Consider the following 19,697-nt stretch of genomic DNA (forward strand, 5'->3'; position numbering starts at 1 on the left):
CGCGGTGAGCGGCGGCTCCCATGCGCCGGGACGGCGGGTCACTCGCCGGGGTAGCGCAGCCCGATCTGCTCGCGGATGGCGTCCAGCGTGCCCATGATGGCGACGGTCTCCGCGATGGGCAGCACGTCGCCGCCCAGCGTGCCCGCGGCGACGAGGCGCTCGACGGCCTCCGCCTGGTAATGCATCCCCCGGCCGGTCACCTCGGACCGGTACTCCTCGAGCACCGACCCGTCGTGCGACACCACGCGGAAGGTCGTCGGCGTGTACCAGATGGGGTCGATGTCGATGCGCGCCTCGGTGCCGATGATGCTCGCCGTGTTCGGCCCGCGGGTGTCGCTCGCCGAGACAGTCAGCGCGACCCTGGCGCCGTCGTAACCGAAGATCGTCGCGATCTGCGCGTCGGCGCCAGTGCCCTTGAACGTGGCGGTCGCCTGGATGGTGCGCGGAGCGCCGAAGAGGTCCCAGGCGAACGAGATCGGGTAGATGCCGAGATCGAGCAGCGCACCGCCGCCGAGCTCGAGCGCGTTGATGCGGTGCGCCGGGTCGTCGGTGATCTTCTGCGTGTGGTCGGCGATGAGCGTGCGCACATCGCCGAGCGTCCCCTCGGCGATGATCTCGCGCAGCCGGACCATGTGCGGCAGGTAGCGCGTCCACATGGCCTCGAGGACGAGCACCCCGCGCTCGGCCGCGAGGTCGGCGACGCGCTGCGCCTCGGCGGCGTTCAGGGTGAACGGCTTCTCGACCAGCACGTGCTTGCCGGCCTCGATCGCGAGGGCGGCGTTCTCCGCGTGGAACGGATGCGGCGTCGAGACGTAGATCGCGTCGACCTCCGGGTCGGCGACGAGCTGCTCGTAGCTGCCGTACGCCGTGGGGATCTCGTGCGCCGCGGCGAACGCGTCGGCCGCCTCCTGCCGCCGCGAACCCACCGCACGCACGTCGAAGCCGTTGAGCTTCAGGTCGGTCGTGAAAGCGTGGGCGATGCCGCCCGTCGCGAGGATGCCCCAGCGCAGTCGTTCCGTCATGCGCGCCAGCCTATCGGCGGGCGGAGGGTCGTCCTGACGACGCGGACCCGCGACGACATGCGGGCTGGACCACGGTGGACGGACGCGATCACGAGCCCTCGAACGATGATGGGCGCTGAGACGACGGGCCCTCGAACGACGATGGGCCCGGATCTCTCCGGGCCCATCATGGTGGAGCCGCCTGTGGGAATCGAACCCACGACCTATTCATTACGAGTGAATCGCTCTGCCGACTGAGCTAAGGCGGCGTGACACCGGGGCGCGAGGCGCACCGTGGCACGAGCATCAATAGTAGCGGGTTTTCCAGACGCTCATGACCACCCGCGGCACCCGCGAACCGCCCGGATGCTGCGGCGCGTTCACGGTCAGCAGTTCGGGTCCGAGCCGGGCGCGACACCCTCGATGAGGTACCGCTCGACGGCGTCGTCGACGCAGGCGTTCGACTTGTTGTACGCCGTGTGCCCCTCGCCGTCGTAGCTGACGAGCACGCCGCTCTCCAGCTGGTCGGCGAGCGAGACCGCCCAGTCGTACGGCGTGGCCGGGTCGCCGGTGGTGCCGACGACGAGGATCGGGGCCGCGCCCTCGGCGTGGATGGGAGCCCGCACCGCCTCACTCGGGACGGGCCAGTCGGTGCAGCTCGGGGCGCCGAAGTACGGCCCGATGAGCGGCGCCGCGGCCGCGATCTCGGCGGCGGAGGCCCGGACGGCGTCGATGCCGACGAGCGGCTCGTAGTCGAGGCAATTGATGGCGGTGAACGCCTCGCTGGAATTGTCGAGGTAGGTGCCGTCGGCGTCGCGGCCGTTGTAGCCGTCGGCGAGGGCGAGCGCCAGGTCCGCCTCCCCGAACTGCACGGAGGTGAAGAGATCGTCGAGATACGACCAGCTCTCGGGGCTGTACAGCGGGTAGATGATCGCGGTGATGAACGTGTCCGACCCGACCATGCGCCCGTCGGTGCCCCGGAGCGGGCTCTCGCCGACGGACGCGATGAGCGCGCCGATCTCGTCCATCGCCTCGTCGGTGCTGCCGGTGAACGGGCAGTCGTCGGTGGCGAGGCAGTCGTCGAGGTAGGCACGGAGGGCCTCTTCGAAGCCGACGGCCTGCGCCGCGGACACCTCGGTGAGGCTCGCGGCCGGATCGATGGCGCCATCGAGCACGAGTCGCCCGACGTGCTCGGGGTAGAGGCCGGCGTACGTCGCACCGAGGAAGGTGCCGTAGGAGTACCCGAGGTAGTGCAGCTGCTCGTCGCCGAGCACGGCGCGCAGCAGGTCGAGGTCGCGCGCAGCGCTCACGGTGTCGACGTTCGCGAGCAGCTCGCCGGTCCGGTCGGCGCAGGCGGCGCCGAAGTCGGCCTGCGCCTGCCCGACCTCCTCGATCCAGGCGTCGGTGCCCCGCGCGTTCTCGGGGATGCCGTACAGGTACTCGTCCATCTCCGCCGCGTCGTAGCAGGCGACGGCCGACGATCGGCCTACCCCGCGGGGGTCGAAGCCGACCACGTCGAAGCGCTCCTGCAGGGGCTGTCCGACGGCGTAGTCGAGCGAGTCGTGCACGAAGTCGTAGCCCGAGGCACCGGGGCCGCCCGGGTTGACCAGCAGCGACCCGATGCGGTCGCCCGTGGCGACGTGCCGCACGAGTGCGAGCTCGATCTCGCCGGCCGACGGGTCGTCCCAGTCGAGGGGCGCCGTGGCGGTGGTGCATCCCAGCCGGTCGCCGCACTGCTCCCACTCGAGCACCTGGTGATAGAACGGCTCGAGCTCGGGCGCGACCTCCTCCCCGGTCGGCGTGGAGGTGGGCGCGGGCGGCTGCAGGAACGACGGCACGCAGCCGCTCAGCAGCAGCACGGCTGCGGTCGCGAGCGCCGCGAGCGCCCCGGTGGTCTTCTTCCGCCGGCTCATGCGGCTCCCCGTTCTGGTCTGCGGATGGCTGAGACGAGCATGGCCTCGAGCGCGAGCACGGGCTGCACGTTGCCCTCGATCCGAGTGCGGGCCTCCTGGATGGCGTCGAGCGTGCCGAGCGTCTGCGCCGGCGTCGACGCGGACGCGGCCTGCCGGAGCTCGGGCTCGAGTTCACGGTTGACGAGCGCGACCCCGGCGTCGAGCTGCAGCACGAGCAGATCGCGGAAGAGCGAGGCGAGGTCGACGAGGATGCGGTCGATGCCGTCTCTCAGGCTCCGTGTGGCGCGGCGCTTCTGGTCGTCTTCGAGGGTCTTGATCTGCGCGCGGAGCGCGGGCGGGATGGCTTGCCCGGGGTTGAGCCCGAGCGAGCGGAGGGCGTGCTCGCGCTCTTCGGCGTCGCGCAGCTCGGTGATCGCCTTCGCGTCGTCGCCGGCGATCTCGAGGAGACGTGCCGCGGTCCGCACGGCACCGGATGCCGATCGCACGCCGAGCGCCAGCCGCAGGGTCTCCTCGCGGCGGAGGCGGGCCTCATCGCTCGTGGCGAGCCGGTGCGCCATGCCGATGTGGCTCTGGGCCTCACGAGCCGCGCGTTCGGCGACGGCGGGGTCGACACCATCGCGCCGGACGAGGAGCGCCGCGACGTCGTCGACGGAGGGCACCTGCAGCCGGACGGTGCGCACGCGCGAGCGGATCGTCGGGATGAGGTCGGCGTCGCTCGGCGCGCAGAGCAGCCACACCGTCCGCTCGGGCGGCTCCTCGAGCTCTTTCAGCAGCACGTTCGAGGTGTGCTCGGTCATGCGGTCGGCGTCTTCGACGATGATGACCCGGTGCCGTCCGACCGACGGCGCGTAGTGCGACCGCCGGACGATGTCGCGCACGTCGTGCACGCGGATGATGACGCCCTCGGTCGAGAGGACGTGCAGGTCGGGGTGGCTGCGGGCTTCGACCTGGATGCGGGTCGCCTCGTCGCCGTCGGGGTCACCGGAGATGAGCGCGGTCGCGAACGCGAACGCGATGTTGCTGCGCCCCGACCCGGGCGGGCCCGTGATGAGCCACGAGTGCGTCATCTGGCGGGATGCCTCGGCCGAGGCATCCGCCGCTCCCACGGCCGCTGCGGCGGCCTGGCGGAACGTCGCGATCGCGGCATCCTGCCCGGTCAGCTCGCTCCACACGCTCACGCGTCCACGCTACCCGCAGCCGGCGACGCGCTTCGGCCGCTGGGGCGCGGCCGGCTCATCGGAGCGCGCGGACGCGCTCGCGGATCTCCGCGGCGATCTCCTCGACGGGCCGTGCCGCGTCGACGACGAGGAACCGATCCGGCTCGTCGCGCGCGAGGTCGAGATAGGCGCGGCGGACCCGGTCGTGGAACTCGGATGCCTCGGCCTCGAGTCGGTCGTACCGGGTGCGGGCGGCGTCGAGCCGGGTTCGTGCCGTCTCCGCGTCGAGGTCGAGCAGCACGGTGAGGTCGGGCAGCAGCCCGCCGGTCGCCCATTCCGAGAGCCGCCGCACCTCGACGGGGTCGAGCACGCGGCCGGCGCCCTGGTACGCGACGGACGAGTCGAGGTAGCGGTCCTGCACGACGACCTCGCCGCGCGCGAGCGCCGGGCGGACGAGCGTGGCGACGTGGTGCGCACGGTCGGCGGCGTAGAGCAGCGCCTCGGCACGCGGGTCGATGTCGCCGCGGTGGTGCAGCACCAGTTCGCGGATCTCGACGCCGACGTCGGTGCCGCCGGGCTCCCGGGTGCGCACGACGGTGCGCCCTTCGGCGGTCAGCCAGTCGCGCAGCAGCTCGGCCTGCGTGGACTTGCCCGATCCGTCGCCGCCCTCCAGCGTGATGAAGAGTCCGCGGCTCACGCCTGGCTCTTCTTCGGCGCCGACTTCCGGGTCGTCGTCTTCGCGGCGGTCTTCGCCGTGGTCTTCGCACCCGACTTCGAGGTCGCCCGCTTCGTCCGCGGCGCCGCCGGCCCCTTGTCGCGCTTGATCTGCAGGAGCTCGATCGCGCGTTCGAAGGTGAGGTCCTCGACGTTCTCGCCGCGCGGGATGGTGGCGTTCGTCGTGCCGTCGGTGACGTACGGGCCGAACCGCCCGTCCTTCACCTTCACCGGCTTGCCGCTCACGGGGTCGGCGTCGAACTCCTTCAGGGCGCTGGAGGCGCGGCGTGCGCCGTACTTCGGCTGGGCGTACAGCTCGAGTGCGCCCGCCAGGTCGATCTCGAAGATCGCGTCCTCGCTCGGAAGCGTTCGGGTGTCGGCGCCCTTCTTCAGGTACGGGCCGTACCGGCCGTTCTGCGCGGTGATCTCCTCGCCCGACTCGGGATCGGTACCGACGACCCGGGGCAGATCGAGCAGCTTCAGCGCCGTGGCGAGATCGACCTCCTCGATCTGCATCGACTTGAACAGCGACGCGGTGCGAGGCTTCGGCGCGGCCGCCTTCTTCGCACCCCGCTTCGGCTTCGCAGGTTCCGTCACCTCGCCGCTCGCGGGGTCGACGGATGCCTCGGCCGCCTCGGGCTCCGGTTCGAGCTCGGTGACGTACGGGCCGAACCGGCCGTCCTTCACCACGACCTGCTTGCCGTTCTCGGGGTTCAGACCGAGGACCCGGTCGCTCTGCACCGGTGCGTCGATGAGCTCGCGCGCCTTCTCGGCGGTGAGCTCGTCGGGCGCGAGGCCCTCGGGCAGGTTCACCCGGCGAGGAGGCGCATCGGGCGTGGCATCCTCGGCCGGCGTCTCGAGGTAGGGGCCGTACTTGCCGATCCGCAGCGTGATGTCTGGCGCGATCTCGACGGAGTTGATCTCGCGCGCGTCGATGTCGCCGAGGTTGTCGACGATCTGCCGCAGGCCCTTGTGCTTGTCGCCGCCGAAGTAGAACTCGTTCAGCCAGTCGACGCGGTCGGCCTCGCCGGAGGCGATCCGGTCGAGGTCGTCCTCCATCTCGGCGGTGAAGTCGTACTGCACGAGGTCGCCGAAGTGCTCCTCCAGGAGGCGCACGACCGAGAAGGCCGTCCAGCTCGGCACGAGCGCCTGGCCGCGCTGGGTGACGTATCCGCGGTCGAGGATCGTCGAGATGATCGACGCGAAGGTCGAGGGGCGGCCGATGCCGAGCTCCTCCAGGCGCTTCACGAGGCTCGCCTCGGTGTAGCGCGGCGGCGGCGAGGTCTCGTGACCCTTCGCCTCGAGGTCGTCGAGGCCGACCTGCTGGCCCTCCTCGAGCGGCGGCAGCTTGGCCTCGCCAGGCGTGTCGTCGCCGTTGCGCTCCTCGTCGCGGCCCTCCTCGTAGGCGGCGAGGAAGCCGCGGAAGGTGATGACGGTGCCGCTGGCCGTGAACTCCGCGACGGTTCCCGCGACGGGCGCCGTGGCGGCCTCCGGGGTCGCGGCATCCCGCGACGTCGGCCCGACCTCGATGGTGACGGTCGCCGTGTGGCCCTTGGCGTCGGCCATCTGGGAGGCGACGGTGCGCTTCCAGATGAGGTCGTACAGCTTGAACTCGCTGCCGCGGAGCTGCCCCTCCACCTCCGCCGGGGTGCGGAACACCTCGCCCGACGGGCGGATCGCCTCGTGCGCCTCCTGCGCGTTCTTCGACTTGCCGGCGTAGGCGCGGGGCTTTTCGGGCACCGAGTCGGCGCCGTAGAGCTTCGTCGCCTGCGTCCTGGCCGCCGTGATCGCCTGCTGCGACAGCGACGACGAGTCGGTGCGCATATAGGTGATGTAGCCGTTCTCGTAGAGCGACTGGGCGACCCGCATGGTGTCGCGCGCGGAGAGGCGGAGCTTGCGCGCGGCCTCCTGCTGCAGCGTCGACGTCGTGAAAGGCGCGGCCGGGCGGCGCGAGTACGGCTTGGACTCCACCTTCGAGACGCGGCGGGCGACCGTGTCGTCGCGGAGCGCCTCGGCGAGCGCCGTCGCGGTCGCCTCGTCGAGGACGACGGCCTTGCCGGTGAGCCGGCCGGCGTCGTCGAAGTCGCGTCCGGTGGCGACCCGCTCGCCGGCCAGTCGCACGAGACGGGCGTCGAACGAGGAGCCGGCTCCGGAGAACCGGCCGACGAGGTCCCAATAGGATGCCGCGACGAACGCGAGCCGCTCGCGCTCGCGGTCGACGACGAGGCGCGTCGCGGCCGACTGCACACGGCCGGCGGAGAGGCCGGGGCCGACCTTCCGCCAGAGCACCGGAGAGACCTCGTACCCGTACAGCCGGTCGAGGATGCGCCGGGTCTCCTGCGCGTCGACGAGCGAAGTGTCGAGGTCGCGCGTCCGGTCCTTCGCGGCGAGGATCGCGTCCTTGGTGATCTCGTGGAACACCATGCGCCGCACGGGCACCTTGGGCTTCAGCTCCTGCAGCAGGTGCCACGCGATGGCCTCGCCCTCGCGGTCTTCATCGGTGGCGAGCAGGAGCTCGTCAGCGTCCTTGAGGGCGCGCTTGAGTTCGGCGACCGTCTTCTTCTTGGCATCCGAGACGACGTAGTACGGCTCGAAGCCGTTCTCGACGTCGACCGAGAACTTGCCGAGCGAGCCCTTCTTCAGCTCGGCAGGCAGGTTCTTGGGCTCGATCAGGTCGCGGATGTGCCCGACCGACGACAGCACCTCGTAGCCGTCGCCAAGGTACTGGGCGATGGACCGCATCTTGGTCGGCGACTCGACGATGACCAACTTCTTCGCGCCTGACACAGACTCCTCTGATTCCATTCGAAAGCGAGAACGCACGATTTCCGCGCCCCCGAGCGGTGTGCCGTCAATCGGCGGGATGTCGCGCCGACAGCCACACCATACACACCGGAGCCGGGAGCGCACCGCCTCCACCCGGTCGATCGGCCCGCGATCGCCTCGCCGCAGGAGGTGGTCGGGGCCCCTTGCGGACACCGGCAAGCGGAGGACAATGGGCCGCATGGACACGTCATCCGCCGGCTCGTACACCGCCAAGTTGATCGACGGACCGCTCGAGGGCAAGACCGTCGCGACCGCCTTCGCCGAGACCGGGGACCCGCAGCCCCGTCTCGAACTGCACGCCGATCCGGGCAAGCGCTACGTCTATACGCGCGGCGGCGGCCTCGAGTTCACCACCGAGGGCGACGGCCGGCCCACCGCCGTCGAGTACCGGTTCATCGAGACCGTCTTCGACTGAGACGCGGCCAGGGGGTACCCCGGGCGCGCGCACGGCGGCGAGGCGCTGGAGCCGGACCGGCCCGTGCCCGAGCCGTGACCTCGAAGACGAGGGCCTCGACCACCACCGCGACCGTCGCTTCCCCATCGTCGCCCCCCGTGCACCCGGTGAGCCGCGCTCCGTTCCGCGCGGCCACCGTCGCGGCCAGCGCACACGGCTCGCCCGCGACGGCTCCGGACACGGCGTCCGCCGCGGCGAGCGCCGCCGCGTCCGCCGCGTTGGCCGCACGCTGCGACTCGACGAAGACGGCGAGCACCGGGACGAGGCCGAGCGTGACGGCGACCACGGCCCCGACGAGCGCCAAGGCGAGCACCGAGCCGGCGCCGCGTTCGCTCACCCGTACGGCGGCGCCGACGCCCATCATCCGCCGCCCGCGACGGCGCACGATTCAGCGCTCAGCGAGATCCCGCCGAGGAGGCCGCCGGCGGTCGCGGTGAGTCGAGCGCACACGAGCGGCGTCTCGTCCCACACGGTCATCCCGACCCCTCCGCCCGCGACCCGTTCGGCAATGCCGCCCGCGACATCCGCTGAATCGCCCCGGCCGAGCGCCCGGGCTGCGTCGGCGGCGGCATCCGTGAGCCGGACCTGCCGCCCCACGACGTGCACCGCGCCGAGGCAGAGCGCCAGCACGAGCGCGACCGCGGGCAGTGCGACCGCGAGCTCCGCGGTCGCACTGCCGCGATCATCAGCCCACCGTGAGCGCATTCCGCACGAGATCGGTGAGGATGCCGCGCACCTCGTCACCCCGCAGGATGATGACGAGGAGGCCGGCGAAGCCGACGGCCGCCATCGTGGCGACGGCGTACTCCGCGGTCGCGGCACCTCGTTCGCCGACCAGCCGGCGGAGCAGGCGAGCCGGGCGACTGCTGAGGCGTCGTGACGCGCCGGCCCGGCGGGTCGCGGACGCGGGGTTCGCGCTGGGTGTGGCGTCGGATGCCTGGACGGCACGAGCGGCACCGGAAGGTCGGGACATGGCGGATCCTTTCGTCGATGGCCGCGGGGCGGCCGCTGGTCGGCACGAGTCGGAGCGGACCTCACGAAGCACCGCCGAGGGTGCCCGTGACGACCGAGATCATGAGGGGCGCGACCCCGAGGAGCACGAAGGCCGGCAGGATGCAGGCCCCGAGCGGGAGCATGAGTCGCACACCGAGCGCGGCGGCGCGCGTGGCACCGTCCGTCCGTGCGGTCCGCCGTCGGCGCGCGGCCTCCGACCGGAGCAGTTCGGCGATGGGAGCGCCGGCTTCGGATGCCAGCCGGACGGTGGCCGCGATGTCCGCTCCGGCGTCGGACGCGGACGGGAGGTGCTCGCGCATGGCCCGCCGGGTCACCTCGGTCGCCGCGTCGAGCGATGCGCCGCTCGACATGGCGATCGCCAGCAGGTCGAACTCGAGGCCGGGGGACGCGGACGGCGGTGCGGCGCGCGCGGCGAGCGCGCGGTTCCATCGGGCGCCCGCCCACAGAAGGCCGCCGCCGACGGCGAGGCACGCCCAGCCGAGCGGGTTGCCGAACAGGATGCCGACCGTGTCGAAGCCCATCGCGAGCCCGAGCACGACGGCGATGGCGGGAAGCGCGGTGACCAGCCTCGCGCTGGCCTTCGGCCCGGCGAGCGCGGCCCGCACCTCGCGTCGGAGGTGCGCGTCGTCTCGAAGCGCAGCCGCGAGCTCCCTGAGGCTCAGTGCCAGCGGCGCCCCGGTCGCGTTCGCCACCTCCCACGCCGCAGCGACGGCCGCCCACGCGCCGGTCGCACCGGCCTCCGCAGGGGGACGCCCGCGGCGGGCACCGCATCCCCGCCCGGGCCGACCCGGATCGTCGTTCCGAGTCGCCCGCCGGATGGCGGCCGCGACGGGCTCGCCCTCCTCGGCGGCCACCGCCGCGGCTCGAGTCGCGGGCTCGGCAGCGTCGTCGGACGCGAGCTGCCGCCACGCGATCGGTGCGGAGACGCCCGCGGCCAGCAGAACGGCGAGGCGTTCGGCGAGCGCGACGACCCGATCGGTGCTCGCGGACTCGTCGACGCGGCCGGCTGAGCGGAGTGCGCGAAGCCGCGCACCGACGCTCACTCCGCCTCCACCGCGAGTCGCCCGGTCTCGTCGAGCTGGAAGCGGCCGATGCCGCCGAGCCGTCGCGAGCCCGCGCGCCGCTCGAGGTGCACGACGAGATCGAAGGCACTGACCGCCTGCCGCGCCACCGCGTCCGCGGACATGCCGGCGATCGAGCCGAGCGCCTCCAGCCGGGCCGGGACGTCGTCCACCGAGTTCGCGTGCAACGTGCCCGCTCCCCCGTCGTGCCCGGTGTTGAGCGCGGCGAGGAGCTCACGGAGCTCGGCGCCCCGGCACTCCCCCACGACCAGCCGATCCGGGCGCATCCGCAGCGCTTCCCGGAGCAGCGCGTCCAGGCCGATGCGCCCCGTGCCCTCGAGGTTCGCCTGCCGCGCCTCCAGCGAGATCACATGCGGGTGCGACACGTCGAGTTCCGCGACATCCTCGATGATGACGAGCCGCTCGCGGTCGGGCGCCTCGGCGAGGAGCGCCGCGAGCAGGGTGGTCTTGCCGGTGCCTCCGGCGCCGGTGACGAGGAGGTTCTTGCGCGACAGCACCGCGTCGCGGAGCAGCCGCTCGTCGTCTGCGGTGAGCATGCCCGCCCGGGCGAGTGCGGCGAGCGAGAATCCTCCCGGGCGCGGGATGCGGATGGAGAGCAGGGTCCCTCCGGTCGAGACGGGCGGCAGCACGGCGTGGACCCGCATGCCGCGACCCAGCCGCACGTCCACCGCCGGAGTCGCCTCGTCGATGTGGCGCCCGCCCCGGGCGATGAGCTTCACGGCGAGCGCCCGCACCTCGGGCTCGGTCGCCGTCCACGCGGGCTCGTGCTCCGGACCGGTGCCGCGGTCGACCCAGAGACCCTGCGCACCGTTGACGAAGAGATCGGTGACCGGACCGGAGGCCGCGAACGGTGCGAGCGGGCCGAGAACGTCGAGATCGGCCGCCGAGGCGGCCCCATCCATCGACGCCCCCGAGCCCAGCGGCGCGGTCGGCGCCGCGGACGCCGCGAACCTCCGAGGAACGCCCGGACGTTCCGGCCGGGGCAGGTGCTCGCCCGGCTCCTCCCACGATGGCGTGGCGACGAAGGGGATGGTCATGCGGCGAGCGTAGGCATCCCGCTCGCCCGCGCCCGGGCCGTTCGACCGCAGAACGAGAAAGAGCCTCCTCCACGTCATTGTGGAGGAGGACTCGTTCGGAGTGGGCGGCTCGCGCAGACCCGTTAAAAGAAGGGGGCGGCACCCATTGGGGGGAACAGGTGCCGCCTCGGCAGCGCGAGGATTGGGGGGAATCTCAGCGCGCTGCAGGCCTCGAAACGAGTGTTCGGGCGGTACTCAGTGTACGGGTTCGCGATCCATGCGCAAGTACTTTTTGTCCTCATTTGTGCGGACACACAGATTTCTCTGCGCAAAGGCACAGGGATGCCCATGAGAGCGATTCCCTGAGGCATCGTACGACCCCTGGTGACGGAACGGAATGGGAGGCGGCCGAATCCGGCGCTACAGTGCTAGCGGGGCAGGCGAAACCCACGAATCCATCGAATCCCTGATTCGCGAAGGAGCGACCGGAGAACCATGACCGTGCAGATCGATCACGCCCTCGAGGAGATCAGGCGCTTCCGCCCGAGCCCCGAATTCGCCGCCCAGGCCGTCGCCGACGCGAGCCTCTACGAGCAGGCCGCCGCCGACCGGCTCGGCTTCTGGGCCGACCAGGCCCGCTCCCTCCTCAGCTGGGAGAAGCCGTTCACGCAGACCCTCGACTGGTCGAACCCGCCGTTCGCCCGCTGGTTCGCCGACGGCGAGCTGAACGTCGCCGTCAACTGCCTCGACCGGCACGTCGACGCCGGCCTCGGCGACCGCGTCGCCCTCTACTGGGAGGGCGAGCCGGGCGACAGCCGGGCGATCACCTACGCCGAGCTCACCGAAGAGGTCAAGCGCGCCGCGAACGCCCTGACCGCCCTCGGCATCGGTCAGGGCGACCGCGTCGCCATCTACCTGCCGATGATCCCCGAGGCGGTCGTCTCGATGCTCGCCGTGGCGCGCATCGGCGCCATCCACTCGGTCGTCTTCGGCGGCTTCAGCGCCGAGAGCCTCGCCTCGCGCATCGACGACGCCGAGGCATCCCTCGTCATCACCGCCGACGGCGGCTACCGCAAGGGCAAAGTCTTCCCGCTGAAGCCCGTCGTCGACGAGGCGCTCGCGAAGGCGGAGGGCGGCAGCGTGCGGAACGTGCTCGTCGTCCGTCGCGGCGAGAACGACATCGAGTGGAACGCCGACCGCGACCTCTGGTGGCACGAGACGGTCGCGACCGCGTCGGCCGAGCACGAGGCGAAGGCGTTCGACGCCGAGAATCCGCTCTTCATCCTCTACACCTCCGGCACCACGGGGAAGCCGAAGGGCATCCTGCACACGTCGGGCGGGTACCTGACGCAGACGGCGTTCACGCACAAGAACGTGTTCGACCTGCACCCCGAGACCGACGTCTACTGGTGCACCGCCGACGTCGGCTGGATCACCGGCCACTCGTACGTCGTCTACGGTCCGCTCGCGAACGGCGCGACGCAGGTGCTCTACGAGGGCACTCCCGACACCCCGCACCCCGGCCGCTGGTGGGAGATCGTCGAGAAGTACCGGGTCTCGATCCTCTACACCGCGCCCACGGCGATCCGGTCGTTCATGAAGCTCGGCCGGCAGATCCCGCACGAGTTCAACCTGCGCTCGCTGCGCCTGCTCGGCTCGGTGGGCGAGCCGATCAATCCCGAGGCGTGGATCTGGTACCGCCACGTCATCGGCGGCGGCTCGATCCCCGTCGTCGACACCTGGTGGCAGACCGAGACGGGCGCGATCATGATCTCGGCCCTTCCCGGCGTCACCGACCTCAAGCCCGGCAGCGCCCAGGTGCCGATCCCCGGCATCACGGTCGACATCCTCACCGACGACGGCGAGAAGGTCGAGGGCGAAGGCGGCGGACTCCTCGTCATCACCGAGCCCTGGCCGTCGATGCTCCGCGGCATCTGGGGCGACCCCGAGCGGTTCAAGGAGACCTACTGGGAGAAGTTCGGCGACAAGTACTTCGCGGGCGACGGCGCACGGCGCGATGAAGACGGCGACATCTGGCTGCTCGGCCGCGTCGACGACGTCATGAACGTCTCCGGGCACCGGCTCTCGACTGCCGAGATCGAGTCGTCCCTCGTCGCGCACCCGTGGACGGCCGAGGCCGCCGTCGTCGGGGCATCCGACGAGACGACCGGGCAGGCCGTCGTGGCGTTCGTCATCCTGAAGGCCAGTCAGGCCGAGCAGGTCACGGATGTCTCGGAGGCCGCCGAGGAGCTCCGCCGGCACGTCGCGACGCAGATCGGTGCGATCGCTCGGCCCCGCCAGGTCTTCATCGTCAACGAGCTGCCGAAGACCCGGTCCGGGAAGATCATGCGTCGCCTGCTCCGCGACCTCGCGGAGGGCCGCCAGGTCGGCGACACGACGACGCTCGCCGACACGTCGGTGATGACCGCGATCACCGAGCAGGTCCGCTAAGACCCCCAGAAGACGGATGCCTCGGCGGGAACGTTCCCGCCGAGGCATCCGTCTTCGTGTCGAGGCCTGTTCAGAGCGAGGCCTACGCGAACTCGACGATCAGCTCGAGCTCGACGGGCGAGTCGAGCGGCAGCACGGCGACGCCGACGGCGGAGCGGGCGTGGCGTCCGGCGTCGCCGAAGACGTCGCCGAGCAGCTCGGACGCGCCGTTGATGACACCCGGCTGCCCGGTGAACGACGGGTCGGATGCCACGAACCCGACGAGCTTCACGATGCGGGTCACCCGGTCGAGCGAGCCGAGCTCGGCGCGCACGGCGGCGAGGGCGTTGAGCGCGGCCGTCCGGGCGTAGCCCTTCGCGTCGTCCGCGGGGACGAGGCCGTGACCGTCGCCGACCTTCCCCGTCGCGGGCAGCGCGCCCGCGGTGAAGGGCAGCTGCCCGCTCGTGTAGACGTAGGGGCCGGAGACGACCGCTGGGATGTACGCCGCGACGGGTGCGGCGACCTCAGGCAGTTCGATGCCGAGCTCGGCCAGACGCTGCTCGGCCGACATCACGCCTCCCCCTCGAACTGCTTCGCGGCCTGTGCGGCCGCAGCGGCTCCGGCAGCGGCGGCCGTCGACGACTCGCCGCCCACCGGCCGCTTCAGGTACGCGACGAGGCCGCCCTCGGGCCCCTGCACGATCTGGACCAGCTCCCAGCCCTCCGATCCCCAGTTGTTCAGGATCGCGGCGGTGTTGTGGATCAGCAACGGGGTGGTGATGTACTCCCAGGCCGGCATGGGCTCCTCGTCTCGGTGAGCGGAATCGGTCGGAAATCCGGTACGGATCCCCGCGGAGTCGGCGTGTCGGCGCCGGATTCCGGCACACAGCCCGCATAGCGGGTTTCCCCAGCCTTCTCCGTTAGGCTCCACTATATGTCTGCCCAGAATCGTTCGACGAGCGGTGCCGCGACAGGCGTTCTCGCCTTCCTCGGACTGAGCGCGCTCACCGGTGTGCTCGTCACCGCTGCCGTGACCCCCGCCATCGCCGTGACCGGCATGGCCGCGAGCAGCAGCATCAACATGTTCGAGAACATCCCCGACTATCTCGACATCAACGAGCTCTCCGAGAAGACCGACATCTATGCGACGCGCCCGGACGGCTCGCAGCAGCTGCTGGCCTCGTTCTTCAGCGAGAACCGCGAGGAGGTCCCACTCGACCGCATCAGCCAGTTCGTGAAGGACGCGGCGGTCGCGGGCGAAGATCCGCGGTTCTTCGAGCACGGGGGCATCGATATCCAGGGCACGACGCGCGCCGTGCTGAACGAGTTCGTCCTCGGCGGTGACACGCAGGGTGGCTCGTCGATCACGCAGCAGTACGTGAAGAACGTGCTCATCAACAACGGAATCCGCGAGGCGAAGACCGAGGAGGAGAAGCAGGCCGCGTATGAGGCCGCGACCGCTTCGGACGGCAACGCGGGCATCACCCGCAAGCTGCAGGAGATGCGGTATGCAATCGCACTCGAGAAGAAGTACGACAAGAACGAGATTCTCAAGGGCTACCTCAACATCGCGGCATTCGGCGGCCGCGTCTACGGCATCGAGTCTGCGGCGCAGTACTACTTCGGCAAGCCCGCGGCGGACGTGTCGCTCGCCGAAGCCGCGAGCCTGATCGCGATCGTGAACCACCCGGAGAAGTTCCGCCTCGACCGGCCGGACGACCCCGAGAACGGCGTCGCTTCCGTGAACGACGCAGGCGAGCCGACCCCCTACGCGGCCAATAAGCAGCGCCGAGATTACATCCTCGGCGAGATGCTGAAATACGGCAAGATCGCGCAGGCCGACTACGACGCGGCGATCGCCACACCGGTGGCACCGGTCATCACCGAGCCGAGCACCGGATGCCAGACCGCCGCAGGAGCCGCCTACTTCTGCGACTACGTGAAGAACATCATCCTCAACAATTACGACGACCCGAACACCCCAGATGTGGACGAGGGTCTGACGATGCTCCAGGAGGGCGGCCTCCAGGTCTACACCACCCTCGACATGGAACTCCAGGCGAAGGCGGAGGAGGCCATTACCGCGAACGTCCCGTTCAGTGACGAGCGGTTCGATGTCGGATCGGTCGCGGTCACCGTTCAGCCGAACACCGGCAAGGTGCTCGCGATGGCCCAGAACAAGTGGTACACGAATGTCCAGGAGATTCTCGATACCAACCCCGAAACGATGGCTGTGAACCTCAGCACCGATTATGCGTACGGTGGCTCCAGCGGTCTGCAGCCGGGCTCGACGTTCAAGGTGTTCACCCTGGCCGAATGGCTCAACGAGGGGCACTCCCTTCTCGAGTCGTTCAACGGGTCTCGGCGCGCGTTCACCAGCTTCCCCGACAGCTGTGAAGGCAACTGGAGCGGCTCCTTCAACCCGCGAAACGACGACGGGCGGATCGCCAACAACGCGGTCAACGCGACGAAGTGGTCGGTGAACACCTCCTTCATGGCCATGGCGCAGCAGCTCGATCTCTGCAAGATCAAGCAGACCGCCGCGGCATTCGGTGTCCACCGGGCCGACGGCTCACCGCTCGGCGAAGGCCTCGATGCCGACGGCAACCGGATCCCGTTCGGCCCCAGTGCGGTGCTGGGCACTGAGGAAGTCGCCCCTGTCACGATGGCCGCCGCGTTCGCCGGTATCGCGAATGACGGTCTCACCTGCACCCCCATCGCGATCGAGTCCATTACCAAGGCGGACGGCACGCCCGTCGACCCGCCGAAGTCGAGCTGCACGCAGTCCGTGAGCCCGGAAGTCGCGCGGGCGATGCAGTATGCCATGCAGGAGACCTTCCGCGGTGACGGTACTGCGACCGCGTCAAACACCGGAACCGGGATCGCCCACATCGGCAAGACCGGTACGACCGACGATGCCTTCGACACCTGGATGGTCGGGGCCAGCAAGACAGCTTCGACGGCGGTGTGGGTCGGCAATATCACGGGCGGCAGCGACCGTACGAATCTGCGCAACGTGAGCTTCGACAGCGGCCCGGCTGCCACCGCGCGCCACCGCATCTGGCCGATGATCATGGAGCTCGCCGATAACAAGTACGGCGGGAATGACTTCACCGAGCCCGACCAGTCCGCGTTCAAGCAGGTCTTGGTCGATATTCCCCAGGTGACGGGGCTGTCCTTCGACGCGGCGAAGCAAGCACTGGAAGCCGCTGGGTTCGTCGTCGAGGACGGCGGTCAGCAGGATTCGAACCTTCCGGCCGGCCAGGTGACTGGAACGGACCCCTCAGGCCAGGCGGGTCGTGGTGCCACCGTCCGCGTCTTCACCAGCAACGGCCAGGGCACGAGCGTGCCGAACGTAGTCGGGATGAACCAGCAGCAGGCGAAGGCCGCGCTCGACCAGGCCGGGCTGAAGATGCAGGGCGGCGGTGGCGGCCAGAACAACCAGGTCGTCACGAGCCAGAACCCGGCGGCGGGCACTCCGATCAAGCGGGGCGAGACCGTGACGGTGACGTTCGGCGCGCCGAGTACCGAGGGTCCGATCATCCCCGGTGGCGACACCGACGGAGACGGTTGACCGAGCGCCGCGGCCTCTCCCCCGTCGCGCGGACCGCACTCGCGGTCGGCGGGGCGGGGGCGGCCGCATTCGCCTGGGGGTCGCTCGTCGAGCGCACGCGCTGGACGCTGCGTCACGTCGACGTGCCGGTTCTGCCGGCCGGCGCCCGACCCATCCGCGTCCTGCACCTGTCGGATCTGCACATGGCGCCGTGGCAGCAGGGCAAGCAGGAGTGGGTGCGTTCGCTCGCGGAGCTCAAGCCCGACCTCATCGTCGACACCGGCGACAATCTGGGGCATGAACGCGGACTCGAGGGCATCCGCCGCGCGTTCGACGCCTTCCAGGGGGTGCCCGGCGTCTTCGTCAACGGCTCGAACGACTACTTCGGGCCGGTCCCGAAGAACCCGTTCGCCTACTTCGCTGGCCCCTCTCGACTCGCCCCGCGTTCGCGCCGCCTCGACATCGACGCGCTCCACGGCTATTTCGACGAGCTCGGCTGGGTCGATCTCGACAACGCCGCCGCGGCGCTCGAGGTCAACGGCACCAGGCTGGAGTTCTTCGGCGTCGACGACCCCCACAAGGGATACGACCGGCTCGACGTGATCACGGGCGCCATCGATGACCTCCGGGCCGACGATCCCCTTGCCGATGAGACCTGGCCCGACGAGGCATCCGTCACGGTGAAGCGGCCGACGCTCACCATCGGGGTGACGCACGCGCCGTATCAGCGCGTCCTCGACTCGTTCGTGAACCACGGGGCGCAGCTCATCCTCGCCGGCCACACGCACGGCGGGCAGGTCTGCGTTCCCGGGTTCGGGGCGCTGGTGACGAACTGCGACATCCCGCGCCGGCAGGCGAAGGGGCTCAGCGTCTGGCGGCATGGGCTGCGGTCGGCGTTCCTGAACGTCTCGGCGGGTCTCGGCACGTCGATCTACGCTCCGGTGCGCTTCGCCTGCCCGCCCGAGGCCACGCTGCTCACGTTGCGGGCGGCCGCATAGCGGCCGCGGCGGTGGTCTGAGGCCGGCCGAATATGGGCTATTCTTGTGGAGGCCCTCGGGCCGCCGGGGTGTGGCGCAGCTTGGTAGCGCGCTTCGTTCGGGACGAAGAGGTCGCAGGTTCAAATCCTGTCACCCCGACCACGTGAACGGCCCCTCCATTCGGAGGGGCCGTTCGGCGTTTCCCGGTGGTGCGGCGGAGGGCTAGGGCGTCATCACGGCCGCCCGATGCCGCGGTACTGCCAGCCTGCGGCTCGCCACGCAGCCGGATCGAGGGCGTTCCGGCCGTCGATGATGCGCGCCGTCGCGACCTTGCGCCCGGCATCCGCGGGGTCGAGGGTACGGTAGTCGCGCCATTCGGTCGCGAGGACGACGAGATCCGCATCGGCCAAGGCCTCGTCGATCGAGGTGGTGTATTCCAGCTGCGGGTGGCGTCGACGGGCGTTCTCCACGCCTTCGGGATCCGTGGCGACCACCTCGGCGCCGAGGCCTTTCAGCTGCACCGCCACATCGAGCGCGGGCGAGTCGCGCACGTCGTCGGAGTCGGGCTTGAACGTGACGCCGAGCACGGCGATCCGCTTCCGGTAGGCGGAGCCGCCGAGGGCTGCGACGGCGAGGTCGACCACTCGCTGGCGTTGACGGAGGTTGATCTGGTCGACTTCCTTGAGGAAGGCGAGGGAGTGCCCGACTCCGAGCTCCTCGGCGCGCGCGGTGAACGCCCGGATGTCCTTGGGAAGGCAGCCGCCCCCGAAGCCCACGCCGGCGTTCAGGAACCGCCGTCCGATGCGAGCGTCGTGGCCGATGGCGTCGGCCAGGGCGGTGACGTCGGCGCCCGAGGCATCCGCGATCTCGCTCATCGCGTTGATGAAGCTGATCTTGGTCGCGAGGAAGGCGTTCGCCGCGACCTTCACGAGCTCGGCCGTCGCGTAGTCGGTGACGATTCGGGGAGTGCCGGCTTCCACCGCAGCGCGGTAGAGGTGGTCGAGGACCGATGTCGCGTCGACGTGCCCGTCGCTCGCCACCCCGTACACCAGACGGTCGGGTTCGAGCGTGTCCTTCACGGCGAATCCCTCTCGGAGGAACTCGGGGTTCCACGCGAGCGCGGCGTGCGGCGCAGCATCGGCGAGTCGATTCGCGAGTCTCGCCGCTGTGCCGACCGGCACCGTGCTCTTGCCGACCACGAGCGCTCCATGCCGAAGATGTGGGAGGAGCGACTCGAATGCGGCGTCGACGTAGCTGAGGTCGGCCGAGTATCCGCTCGCCTGCTGAGGCGTCCCGACGGCGATGAAATGCACATCCGCTTCGGCGGCCGCGGCGATGTCGGTGCTGAAACGCAGCCGGCCGCTCGCGGTCGCGCTCTCGAGGATCTCGGGCAGCCCCGGCTCGAAGAAGGGCGGCCGCGCGGCAGCCAGCTGGCTGATCTTGCGCTCGTCGACGTCGATGCCGACGACGTCATGGCCGAGCTCGGCCATCGCCGACGCGTGGACGGCTCCGAGATAGCCGCAACCGATGACCGAGATGCGCATGTGGTCCCCTTCCAATG

The 19,697-nt window shown here is 70.7% G+C and carries 17 protein-coding genes and 2 tRNA genes; 5 read left to right on the forward strand and 14 right to left on the reverse strand.

Annotated features, from left to right (window positions below; all coding sequences use genetic code 11):
• Nucleotides 1–38 precede the first annotated feature (38 nt).
• The 6 genes from ABIQ69_RS12355 to topA all read right to left on the reverse strand — a co-directional run bounded on the left by ABIQ69_RS12355 (nucleotide 39) and on the right by topA (nucleotide 7,572).
• Entirely contained in the window at nucleotides 39–1,022 is a 984-nt protein-coding gene (locus tag ABIQ69_RS12355) for a Gfo/Idh/MocA family oxidoreductase (protein WP_350347422.1), read from the reverse strand.
• Nucleotides 1,023–1,194: 172 nt separating this feature from the next.
• Nucleotides 1,195–1,270 (reverse strand) — tRNA-Thr (locus tag ABIQ69_RS12360).
• Nucleotides 1,271–1,387: 117 nt separating this feature from the next.
• A complete protein-coding gene (locus ABIQ69_RS12365) occupies nucleotides 1,388–2,914 on the reverse strand; it encodes an alpha/beta hydrolase (RefSeq protein WP_350347423.1) in 1,527 nt (508 codons plus the stop codon).
• Complete coding sequence (locus tag ABIQ69_RS12370; protein ID WP_350347424.1) at nucleotides 2,911–4,092, reverse strand: DNA polymerase III subunit delta'; 1,182 nt, start codon at nucleotides 4,090–4,092, stop codon at nucleotides 2,911–2,913. The genes ABIQ69_RS12365 and ABIQ69_RS12370 overlap by 4 nt, the downstream gene beginning before the upstream one ends.
• Before the next feature lie 55 nt (nucleotides 4,093–4,147).
• On the reverse strand, nucleotides 4,148–4,768 hold the full coding sequence (tmk, locus tag ABIQ69_RS12375; RefSeq protein ID WP_350347425.1) for a dTMP kinase: 621 nt from the start codon (nucleotides 4,766–4,768) through the stop codon (nucleotides 4,148–4,150).
• Nucleotides 4,765–7,572 carry a type I DNA topoisomerase gene (gene topA / locus ABIQ69_RS12380; protein WP_350347426.1) on the reverse strand — a complete coding sequence of 936 codons (2,808 nt, stop codon included), beginning with the start codon at nucleotides 7,570–7,572 and terminating at the stop codon, nucleotides 4,765–4,767. Before topA ends, tmk begins: the two co-directional genes overlap by 4 nt.
• A 217-nt stretch (nucleotides 7,573–7,789) precedes the next feature.
• On the opposite strand from topA, the gene ABIQ69_RS12385 reads away from it, so the two are divergent.
• Nucleotides 7,790–8,026: a hypothetical protein gene (locus tag ABIQ69_RS12385; RefSeq protein WP_350347427.1), complete on the forward strand. Its 237-nt coding sequence runs from the start codon at nucleotides 7,790–7,792 to the stop codon at nucleotides 8,024–8,026.
• Here ABIQ69_RS12385 and ABIQ69_RS12390 read toward each other — a convergent pair.
• The 5 genes from ABIQ69_RS12390 to ABIQ69_RS12410 form a co-directional block, all read right to left on the reverse strand.
• Nucleotides 8,004–8,450: an Rv3654c family TadE-like protein gene (locus tag ABIQ69_RS12390; RefSeq protein WP_350347428.1), complete on the reverse strand. Its 447-nt coding sequence runs from the start codon at nucleotides 8,448–8,450 to the stop codon at nucleotides 8,004–8,006. The genes ABIQ69_RS12385 and ABIQ69_RS12390 overlap by 23 nt on opposite strands.
• Complete coding sequence (locus ABIQ69_RS12395; RefSeq protein WP_350347429.1) at nucleotides 8,426–8,770, reverse strand: TadE family type IV pilus minor pilin; 345 nt, start codon at nucleotides 8,768–8,770, stop codon at nucleotides 8,426–8,428. Before ABIQ69_RS12395 ends, ABIQ69_RS12390 begins: the two co-directional genes overlap by 25 nt.
• Nucleotides 8,751–9,038, reverse strand: a complete 288-nt coding sequence (locus ABIQ69_RS12400) for a DUF4244 domain-containing protein (protein WP_350347430.1) — start codon at nucleotides 9,036–9,038, stop codon at nucleotides 8,751–8,753. Before ABIQ69_RS12400 ends, ABIQ69_RS12395 begins: the two co-directional genes overlap by 20 nt.
• A gap of 61 nt (nucleotides 9,039–9,099) precedes the next feature.
• Complete coding sequence (locus ABIQ69_RS12405; RefSeq protein ID WP_350347431.1) at nucleotides 9,100–10,122, reverse strand: type II secretion system F family protein; 1,023 nt, start codon at nucleotides 10,120–10,122, stop codon at nucleotides 9,100–9,102.
• On the reverse strand, nucleotides 10,119–11,198 hold the full coding sequence (locus ABIQ69_RS12410; RefSeq protein ID WP_350347432.1) for a TadA family conjugal transfer-associated ATPase: 1,080 nt from the start codon (nucleotides 11,196–11,198) through the stop codon (nucleotides 10,119–10,121). The genes ABIQ69_RS12405 and ABIQ69_RS12410 overlap by 4 nt, the downstream gene beginning before the upstream one ends.
• A 474-nt stretch (nucleotides 11,199–11,672) precedes the next feature.
• Between ABIQ69_RS12410 and acs the strand changes: the two genes are divergently transcribed.
• Nucleotides 11,673–13,628, forward strand: coding sequence for an acetate--CoA ligase (gene acs / locus ABIQ69_RS12415; RefSeq protein ID WP_350347433.1), 1,956 nt, complete (start codon nucleotides 11,673–11,675; stop codon nucleotides 13,626–13,628).
• An 82-nt stretch (nucleotides 13,629–13,710) separates the two neighbouring features.
• Here acs and ABIQ69_RS12420 read toward each other — a convergent pair whose 3' ends face one another.
• Nucleotides 13,711–14,178, reverse strand: coding sequence for a RidA family protein (locus ABIQ69_RS12420; protein ID WP_350347434.1), 468 nt, complete (start codon nucleotides 14,176–14,178; stop codon nucleotides 13,711–13,713).
• Nucleotides 14,178–14,405 (reverse strand): hypothetical protein, encoded by a 228-nt coding sequence (locus tag ABIQ69_RS12425; protein ID WP_350347435.1) that lies wholly within the window; start codon nucleotides 14,403–14,405, stop codon nucleotides 14,178–14,180. The genes ABIQ69_RS12420 and ABIQ69_RS12425 overlap by 1 nt, the downstream gene beginning before the upstream one ends.
• A 135-nt stretch (nucleotides 14,406–14,540) precedes the next feature.
• Here ABIQ69_RS12425 and ABIQ69_RS12430 point away from each other — a divergent pair, with 135 nt between their 5' ends.
• The 3 genes from ABIQ69_RS12430 to ABIQ69_RS12440 all read left to right on the forward strand — a co-directional run bounded on the left by ABIQ69_RS12430 (nucleotide 14,541) and on the right by ABIQ69_RS12440 (nucleotide 18,298).
• On the forward strand, nucleotides 14,541–17,180 hold the full coding sequence (locus tag ABIQ69_RS12430) for a transglycosylase domain-containing protein (RefSeq protein WP_350347436.1): 2,640 nt from the start codon (nucleotides 14,541–14,543) through the stop codon (nucleotides 17,178–17,180).
• Entirely contained in the window at nucleotides 17,177–18,157 is a 981-nt protein-coding gene (locus ABIQ69_RS12435; RefSeq protein WP_350347437.1) for a metallophosphoesterase, read from the forward strand. Before ABIQ69_RS12430 ends, ABIQ69_RS12435 begins: the two co-directional genes overlap by 4 nt.
• 64 nt (nucleotides 18,158–18,221) lie before the next feature.
• A tRNA-Pro gene (locus ABIQ69_RS12440) sits at nucleotides 18,222–18,298 on the forward strand.
• A 71-nt stretch (nucleotides 18,299–18,369) separates the two neighbouring features.
• On the opposite strand, the gene ABIQ69_RS12445 is transcribed toward ABIQ69_RS12440, so the two are convergent.
• On the reverse strand, nucleotides 18,370–19,680 hold the full coding sequence (locus ABIQ69_RS12445) for a UDP-glucose/GDP-mannose dehydrogenase family protein (protein ID WP_350347438.1): 1,311 nt from the start codon (nucleotides 19,678–19,680) through the stop codon (nucleotides 18,370–18,372).
• Nucleotides 19,681–19,697 lie beyond the last annotated feature (17 nt).

This window comes from Agromyces sp. G08B096, assembly GCF_040267705.1.
Lineage (GTDB): Bacteria > Actinomycetota > Actinomycetes > Actinomycetales > Microbacteriaceae > Agromyces.